The 8,187-nt window shown below is 71.2% G+C and carries 5 protein-coding genes; all 5 read left to right on the plus strand.

Annotated elements, in window-relative coordinates; translation table 11 throughout:
- Positions 1 to 87 precede the first annotated feature (87 nt).
- Positions 88 to 2,238 carry a phosphate acetyltransferase gene (pta, locus tag V6R91_RS07800; RefSeq protein ID WP_336394999.1) on the plus strand — a complete coding sequence of 717 codons (2,151 nt, stop codon included), beginning with the start codon at positions 88 to 90 and terminating at the stop codon, positions 2,236 to 2,238.
- 4 nt (positions 2,239 to 2,242) lie between these two features.
- A complete protein-coding gene (locus V6R91_RS07805) occupies positions 2,243 to 3,469 on the plus strand; it encodes an acetate/propionate family kinase (protein WP_336395000.1) in 1,227 nt (408 codons plus the stop codon).
- Between the two features lie 104 nt (positions 3,470 to 3,573).
- On the plus strand, positions 3,574 to 4,305 hold the full coding sequence (locus V6R91_RS07810; protein ID WP_336395001.1) for an HAD family hydrolase: 732 nt from the start codon (positions 3,574 to 3,576) through the stop codon (positions 4,303 to 4,305).
- Entirely contained in the window at positions 4,302 to 6,827 is a 2,526-nt protein-coding gene (locus V6R91_RS07815) for a glycoside hydrolase family 65 protein (protein ID WP_336395002.1), read from the plus strand. Before V6R91_RS07810 ends, V6R91_RS07815 begins: the two co-directional genes overlap by 4 nt.
- A gap of 106 nt (positions 6,828 to 6,933) precedes the next feature.
- On the plus strand, positions 6,934 to 8,187 hold a 1,254-nt coding region (locus V6R91_RS07820; RefSeq protein WP_336395003.1), incomplete at its 3' end, for a DNA polymerase III subunit gamma and tau.

The raw sequence follows: 8,187 nt of genomic DNA on the forward strand, positions 1-8,187 counted from the left end.
GTAGCCGAGCGCGCCCACGCCGCGCCCCGGCGCGTGATGCGGCCCCCTGCCTGGCCGAGCACTCCGGCCCGCCCGTAGGCTGGACCGGTGGCGCAGAGCATCTACATCACGTCGGCCGAAGGCCACTCCGGGAAGTCCACGGTCGCGCTCGGCGTGCTCGACGCGCTGAGCCACGCGACACCGCGTGTGGGGGTGTTCCGGGCCATCGCGCGCTCGACGATCGAGCGCGACTACGTGCTCGAGATGCTCCTGGACCACGATGGGGTGGATCTCGCGTACGACGACTGCTTCGGCGTCACCTATGACGACGTCCGCCATGATCCGGATGCCGCACTAGCGACGATCGTCGAGCGCTACAAGGCCGTCGAGGCCCAGTGCGACGCGGTGGTGATCCTCGGCAGCGACTACACCGACGTCGGCAGCCCTGCCGAGCTGGCGTACAACGCGCGCATCGCGGCGAACCTCGGCGCCCCTGTGCTGCTCGTGCTGGGCGGTCGGTCGGCTCAGAACCAGACCCAGCCGGAGCAGCTGGGGTCGTCGCTGCCGCGCACGCCGGAGGAGGTCGGGCAGATCGCCGATCTGGCGCTCGCCGAGCTCCAGCACGGCCGCGCGAAGCTCTTCGCCGTCGTGGCGAACCGCGCCGATCCGGAGCGGCTCGACGAGACCATCGCCGCGCTGCGCCGCTCGGTCCAGGCACACTCCCACGAGACCTCCGCCGGCGCCTCGGGCGAGACGGTGCCGGTGTGGGCCCTCCCCGAGGACCGCTTTCTCGTCGCGCCGTCGATCCGCGGCATCATGCGCTCGGTCGACGGCGAGCTGATCGGCGGGGACCCCGACCGGCTGACCCGCGAGGCGCTGGCCGTCGTGGTCGCGGGCATGTCCATGGTCAACGTGCTGCCGCGTCTGCTCGAGGGCGCGGTGGTCGTCATCCCGGCCGACCGCTCCGAGGTCCTGCTCGCCACGCTGCTGGCCAACGCCTCGGGCACCTTCCCGTCCATCTCCGGCATCGTCCTCAACGGCGGCTTCGAGATCCCCGAGCCGGTGACGCGGCTCCTGGAGGGCCTGGGCTCGAGCGTCCCCATCATCACCACCGAGCTCGGCACGTACGAGACGTCGGTGCGGATCATGGGCACGCGCGGCCGCCTGGCCGCCGACTCGCAGCGCCGCTACGACACCGCCCTCGCGCTGTTCGAGCAGAGCGTCGACACCGACGAGCTGCTCACGGCGTTCGGCGTCGCCCGTGCGACCGTGGTGACACCGCTCATGTTCGAGTTCCAGCTCATCGAGCGGGCGCGCGCGCAGCGCAAGAGGATCGTCCTGCCCGAGGGCGACGACGACCGCGTGCTCCGCGCCGCCGCGACGGTCCTCAAGCGCGGCATCGCGGACCTCGTGATCCTCGGCGAGCCGTTCGAGGTGCGCGCCCGCGCGATCGAGCTCGGCATCGACATCAAGGCCGCCGAGGTGCTCTCGCCGCTGGACGCCGTTCACGTGCACAAGTTCGCCGAGGAGTACGCCCGGCTGCGGGCCCACAAGGGCGTCACCGTGAGCCAGGCGGCCGACACCGTCACCGATGTCTCGTACTTCGGCACGATGATGGTGCACCTCGGGCTCGCCGACGGCATGGTCTCGGGGGCGGCGCACACCACCGCCCACACCATCCGGCCGGCGTTCGAGGTGATCAAGACGAAGCCGGGTGTCTCGGTCGTGTCGAGCGTCTTCCTCATGGCCCTCGCCGACCGCGTGCTCGTCTACGGCGACTGCGCGGTCATCCCCGACCCCACCAGCGAGCAGCTCGCCGACATCGCGATCTCGTCCGCCGCGACGGCGGCGCAGTTCGGGATCGAGCCCCGCGTCGCGATGCTGTCGTACTCGACGGGGGAATCCGGGTCCGGTGCGGACGTCGAGAAGGTGCGGGATGCCACGGCCCTGGTCCGCTCCCGCGCCCCCGAGCTGCTCGTGGAAGGCCCCATCCAGTACGACGCCGCCGCCGACGCCGCCGTGGCCGCGGCGAAGATGCCGGACTCGGAGGTCGCCGGCCGCGCGACGGTCTTCGTCTTCCCCGACCTCAACACCGGCAACAACACCTACAAGGCCGTGCAGCGATCGGCCGGCGCGGTCGCGATCGGACCGGTGCTGCAGGGGCTGAACAAGCCGATCAACGACCTGTCGCGCGGGGCGCTCGTCGACGACATCGTCAACACGATCGCCATCACGGCGATCCAGGCGCAGGGGGAGTGAACGCATGACACCGGTGCTCGTCATCAACAGCGGGTCGTCGTCGTTCAAGTACCAGCTGCTGGACATGGACACCGAGCGGACGCTGGCGTCCGGCCTCGTCGAGCGGATCGGCGAGTCTGTCGGCGTCGCGCGGCACACGGTGTACGCCGCGCCGACGGACGGCGCCTCGCCGACCTTCCTCGACGCCACCCGCACGCGCGAGCTGCCGATCCCCGATCACACCGCGGGCTTCGCCGTCATGCTCGACGCGTTCGCCTCCGACGGTCCCTCGCTGACCGACACGCCGCCCGTCGCGGTCGGCCACCGGGTCGTCCACGGCGGGGCGCGGTTCTTCGAGCCCACCCTCATCACGCCGCTCGTCGAGATCAACATCGACGAGCTCGCCGTGCTCGCCCCGCTGCACAACCCCGCGAACCTCGCGGGCATCGTGGCAGCGCGCGACGCGTTCCCCGACGTCCCGCACGTGGCGGTGTTCGACACCGCGTTCCACCAGACGCTGGCTCCCGCCGCCTACACGTACGCGATCGACACCGAGGTCGCGGCATCCCACCGCATCCGGCGCTACGGCTTCCACGGCACCTCGCACAAGTTCGTCAGCGAGGCGGCGGCGGCCTTCCTCGGGCGCCCGCTGGGCGAGCTCAAGCAGATCGTGTTCCACCTGGGCAACGGGGCGTCGGTCACCGCGATCGACGGCGGACGCTCCATCGACACCTCGATGGGCTTCACGCCTCTCGAGGGGCTGGTCATGGGCACTCGGTCGGGCGACATCGACCCCGCCGTGCTGTTCCAGCTCGCCCGTCGCGCCGGCCTGTCGATCGACGAGCTGGACGACCTGCTGAACAAGCGCAGCGGGCTGCTCGGGCTCGCCGGCTCCAACGACCTGCGCGACATCCGCGCCGCCGTCGCACGCGGCGACGAGCGGGCGATCCTCGCCTTCGAGGTGTACGTGCACAGGCTGCGCGCCTATGCCGGCGCCTACCTGGCGCAGCTCGGCGGCGCCGACGTCATCTCGTTCACGGCGGGCGTCGGCGAGAACGCGCCGCACGTGCGCGCGGGCGCGCTGGAGACCCTCGGCTTCGCCGGAGTCGAGATCGATCCGGTCCGCAATGAGGAGCAGGAGCGCGGCATCCGGATCATCTCGACGGATGCCTCGGCCGTGACCGTCCTCGTCGTGCCGACCGACGAAGAGCTCGAGATCGCCCGGCAGACGCTGGGCGTCGCCCGTCCCTGAACGTCACGGGGTGTCGGCTGGGCTCCCGCCCGCATTACGCTTTGCTGAGCGGCGCGACGGAGTGCCGACGCATCCACCCGCTCCCCTCGCTCCCCGGAGGTCCTGTGGCTCCCGACGCCCTGCCCGATCTGACCGCCTTCGACGCCGTGCTGTTCGATCTGGACGGCGTGCTGACGCCCACCGCCGAAGTGCACATGCACGCGTGGCAGACGATGTTCGAGGAGCTGTTCGCGGCCTGGGACATCACGCCGGCGTACACGGAGCGCGACTACTTCGACTACCTGGACGGGAAGAAGCGGTACGACGGGGTGGCGAGCCTGCTGCGCTCCCGCGACGTCGAGGTGCCGTGGGGCGATCCGTCCGACGATCCCTCCGCCGACACGGTGTGCGGCATCGGCAACCGCAAGAACGCGGTCTTCGAACGCGTGCTGCGCGCCGAGGGGATCGCCCCGTACCCCGGGTCGCTGCGGGTGCTGGACCTGCTGGCGGATGCCGGGACTCCGGTCGCGGTCGTCTCGAGCTCGAAGAACGCCGAGGAGGTGCTCGCCGCCGCCGGCATCCGCGACCGATTCACCGTCGTGATGGACGGCGTCATCGCCGAGCGCGACCACCTGTCGTCCAAGCCCGCGCCCGACGTCTTCGTCGAGGCCGCCAAGATGCTGGGCGTCGAGCCAGCCCGAAGCGCCGCGGTCGAGGACGCCATCAGCGGCGTGCGCTCGGCCGCATCCGGCGGATTCGGGCTCGTCGTCGGCGTCGATCGCGGTGTCGGGGAGGACGACCTCCTGGACGCCGGCGCCCATGTGGTGGTGCACGACCTGGAGGAGTTCGCGCGATGATCAACCGCGATCGGTTCCCCGTCGACCCCTGGCGGTTCGTCGAGAAGTCGTTCGACATCGACGACGCGGGCGTCACCGAGACGCTCTTCGCCGTCGGCAACGGCTACCTCGGCATGCGCGGCAACCACCCCGAGGGTCGCTTCGCCCACGAGCACGGCACGTTCATCAACGGCTTCCACGAGACGTTCCCGATCCGCCACGCCGAGCAGGCATACGGCTTCGCCGAGGTGGGGCAGACGATCATCAACGCGCCCGACGCGAAGATCATGCGCGTCTACGTCGACGACGAGCCGCTGTCGCTCGACGTGGCCGACCTGCGCGAGTACGAGCGCGTCCTCGACATGCGCGACGGCGTGCTGCGTCGCCATCTCATCTGGGTGACCCCGTCCGGCAAGGAGGTGCAGATCGAGTTCGAGCGGATGGTGCCCTTCGAGGAGAAGCACCTCGCCGTCATGACGATCGACGTCACCGTCCTCAACGCCGACGCTCCGGTGACCGTGAGCTGCCAGATGATCAACCGTCAGGACGGCGAGGACGTCTACGGCGGCACGCCCTCGGCGCCCAAGCGCGCCGGGTTCGATCCGCGCAAGACGGAGCGGTTCCACGAGCGCGTGCTGCAGCCGCAGGAGTACTGGCAGGACCGGCTGCGCTCCGCGCTGTCGTACCGCGCGACGGAGTCCGGCATGACGATCGCGATCGTCGCCGATCACCTGGTCGAGACCGCCAACGAGCACACCTCGCGCACCCTCATCGAGCCCGACATCGCCAAGAACGTCTTCCGCGTGCAGGCGAAGGCGGGCGTGCCGATCCGCGTCACCAAGCTCGTCAGCTATCACACGTCGCGCGGCGTGCCGTCGCGCGAGCTCGTCGACCGCTGCCGTCGCACCCTCGACCGCGCGCTGGCCGAGGGCGTGGACGCGATCCGCGCGCAGCAGCGGTCGTGGCTCGACGCGTTCTGGGAGCGGTCGGACGTGCGCATCGGCGGACACGACGACCTGCAGCAGGCGACCCGCTGGTGCCTGTTCCAGCTCGCGCAGGCGTCGGCCCGCGCCGACGGTCAGGGCGTGCCGGCGAAGGGCATGACGGGGTCGGGGTACTCGGGCCACTACTTCTGGGACACCGAGATCTACGTGCTCCCCTTCCTCGCCTACACGACCCCGCTGTGGGCGCGCAACGCACTGCGCATGCGCTACCTCATGCTCCCCGCCGCGCGTCGGCGCGCCTTCCAGCTGAACGAGGCGGGGGCGCTCTTCCCGTGGCGGACGATCAACGGGGAAGAGGCATCCGCCTACTACGCCGCCGGCACGGCGCAGTACCACATCAACGCCGACGTCAGCTATGCGCTGGCGAAGTACGTGCGCGCCACGGGAGACGAGGAGTTCCTCTTCCGCGAGGGAGTCGACATCGCCGTCGAGACGGCGAGGCTGTGGGCGACGCTCGGGTTCTGGCGCTCGAACGACGGCGTCATCGACGGCGAGGGCGACTCGTTCCACATCCACGGCGTCACCGGCCCCGACGAGTACACGACGGTCGTCAACGACAACCTCTTCACGAACGTCATGGCGCGGTTCAATCTCCGATTCGCGGCCCGCACCGTGCGCGAGATGGCAGAGATCGACGGCGAGGTGTACCGCCAGATGGTCGACCGCCTGTCGCTGGAGCCCGGCGAGCCCGACGCCTGGGAGCGGGCCGCAGAGGCGATGCACATCCCGTTCAGCCCGACTCTCGGCATCCACCCGCAGGACCATGTGTTCCTCGAGCGCGAGATCTGGGACCTCGAGAACACCCCTCCCGACAAGCGGCCGCTGCTGCTGCACTTCCACCCGCTCGTCATCTACCGGTACCAGGTGCTCAAGCAGGCCGACGTCGTGCTCGCGCTGTTCCTGCAGGGGAACCACTTCTCGGCGGAGGACAAGCTCGCCGACTTCGAGTACTACGACCCGCTGACCACGGGCGACTCGACGCTGTCGGCGGTCGTGCAGGCGATCCTCGCTGCGGAGGTCGGCTACCAGGACCTCGCGCTGGAGTACTTCCGCGAGTCGATCTTCGTCGACCTCGGGGATCTGCACCACAACGCCGCCGACGGTGTGCACGTGGCGTCGGCGGGCGGCGTGTGGACGGCGCTCGTCTCGGGCTTCGGCGGCATGCGCGACCACTTCGGCGAGTTGTCGTTCGACCCGCGTCTGCCCGCGGCGTGGCCGTCGCTGGAATTCGTGGTGCACTGGCACGGCACGCCGCTGACCGTGACGGTCACGCGCGACGAGCTGCGGGTGCGCGCGGGGGCCGGCGACCCGGTGGGCTTCAGCGTGCGCGGCGTCGGCTACGTGGTCGGCGCCGGCGAGCAGGTCGTGGTGGCGCTGGAGGGGCAGGGCCCGGTGATCTCGGGACGCCCGACGCTGCGCGAGCTGGGCGACGCACGTCGCGAGGACGGCTCGCTGCTGTCGGCGTCGGTGCCTACCGTGACCTCGTCCATCCCGATCGTGGTGGGGGCGGCGGATATCGAGCAGGGGGTCGACGTCTGAGCCCGCGCCGAAACGCGTCGTGCCGGCGCGGCGAGATCCCGCGTGCCGGCGGGACCGCCCCCGATCCGGCCGCCGGGATGTCGGACGCACGCCGTAGGCTGGGGGAGTGACCACCGCCCTCTACCGCCGCTACCGGCCCGAGTCGTTCGGCGAGATGATCGGGCAGTCGCAGGTCACCGAACCCCTCATGACCGCCCTGCGCAGCGACAGGGTCGGCCACGCGTACCTGTTCTCGGGCCCGCGCGGCTGCGGCAAGACGACGTCGGCCCGCATCCTCGCCCGCTGCCTCAACTGCGCTCAGGGGCCGACCGACACCCCGTGCGGCACGTGCGACAGCTGCGTCGAGCTGGGGCGCGGCGGCGGCGGATCGCTCGACGTGGTCGAGATCGACGCGGCGAGTCACAACGGCGTGGACGACGCGCGCGATCTGCGCGAGCGTGCCGTGTTCGCGCCCGCCCGCGACCGGTTCAAGATCTTCATCCTCGACGAGGCGCACATGGTGACGCCGCAGGGCTTCAACGCCCTGCTCAAGCTCGTCGAAGAGCCGCCCGATCACGTCAAGTTCATCTTCGCCACGACCGAGCCCGAGAAGGTCATCGGCACGATCCGCTCGCGCACGCACCACTACCCGTTCCGGCTCGTGCCTCCCGCGGCGATGCTCGAGTACGTCGAGCAGCTGTGCGCGCAGGAGGGCGTCGAGGTCGAGCAGGGCGTTCTGCCGCTCGTGGTCCGCGCGGGCGGCGGCTCCCCGCGAGACACGCTGTCGCTCCTGGATCAGCTCATCGCCGGTTCCGACCCCGGCACCGGGTCCGAGGCGATGACCGTGCGGTACGCACGGGCCGTCGCCCTGCTCGGGTACACGCACGCCGAGCTGCTCGACGAGGTCGTCGACGCGTTCGCCGCATCCGACGCCTCGGCGGCGTTCGCCGCCGTCGACCGGGTCGTGCAGACAGGTCAGGACCCCCGCCGCTTCGTCGACGACCTGCTGGAACGCCTGCGCGACCTGATCGTCGTCGCCGCGACCGGCCAGGACGCCGCCGCCGTCCTGCGGGGCGTCTCGGCCGACGACCTCACCCGCATGCGACGACAGGCCGACGCCTTCGGCTCGTCGCGGCTGTCGCGCATCGCCGACCTCGTCGTGGGCACGCTCGACGACATGACCGGCGCCACCTCGCCGCGCCTGCAGCTCGAGCTCATGGTCGCCCGCGTGCTCGCCAGAGGGGCGGATGCCGCGCCCGCCGAGCTCCCGGCCCGCGCCGCCGCTCCCGTCCCGGCCGTCGCTCCCGCTCCCGCTGCCCCGGCGGCTCCCTCGGCCGCCCCGGCCGAGCAGCACCCGACGGCGCCGGCGGACGCGCCGACG

It is taken from the genome of Microbacterium sp. CCNWLW41 (genome assembly GCF_037083505.1).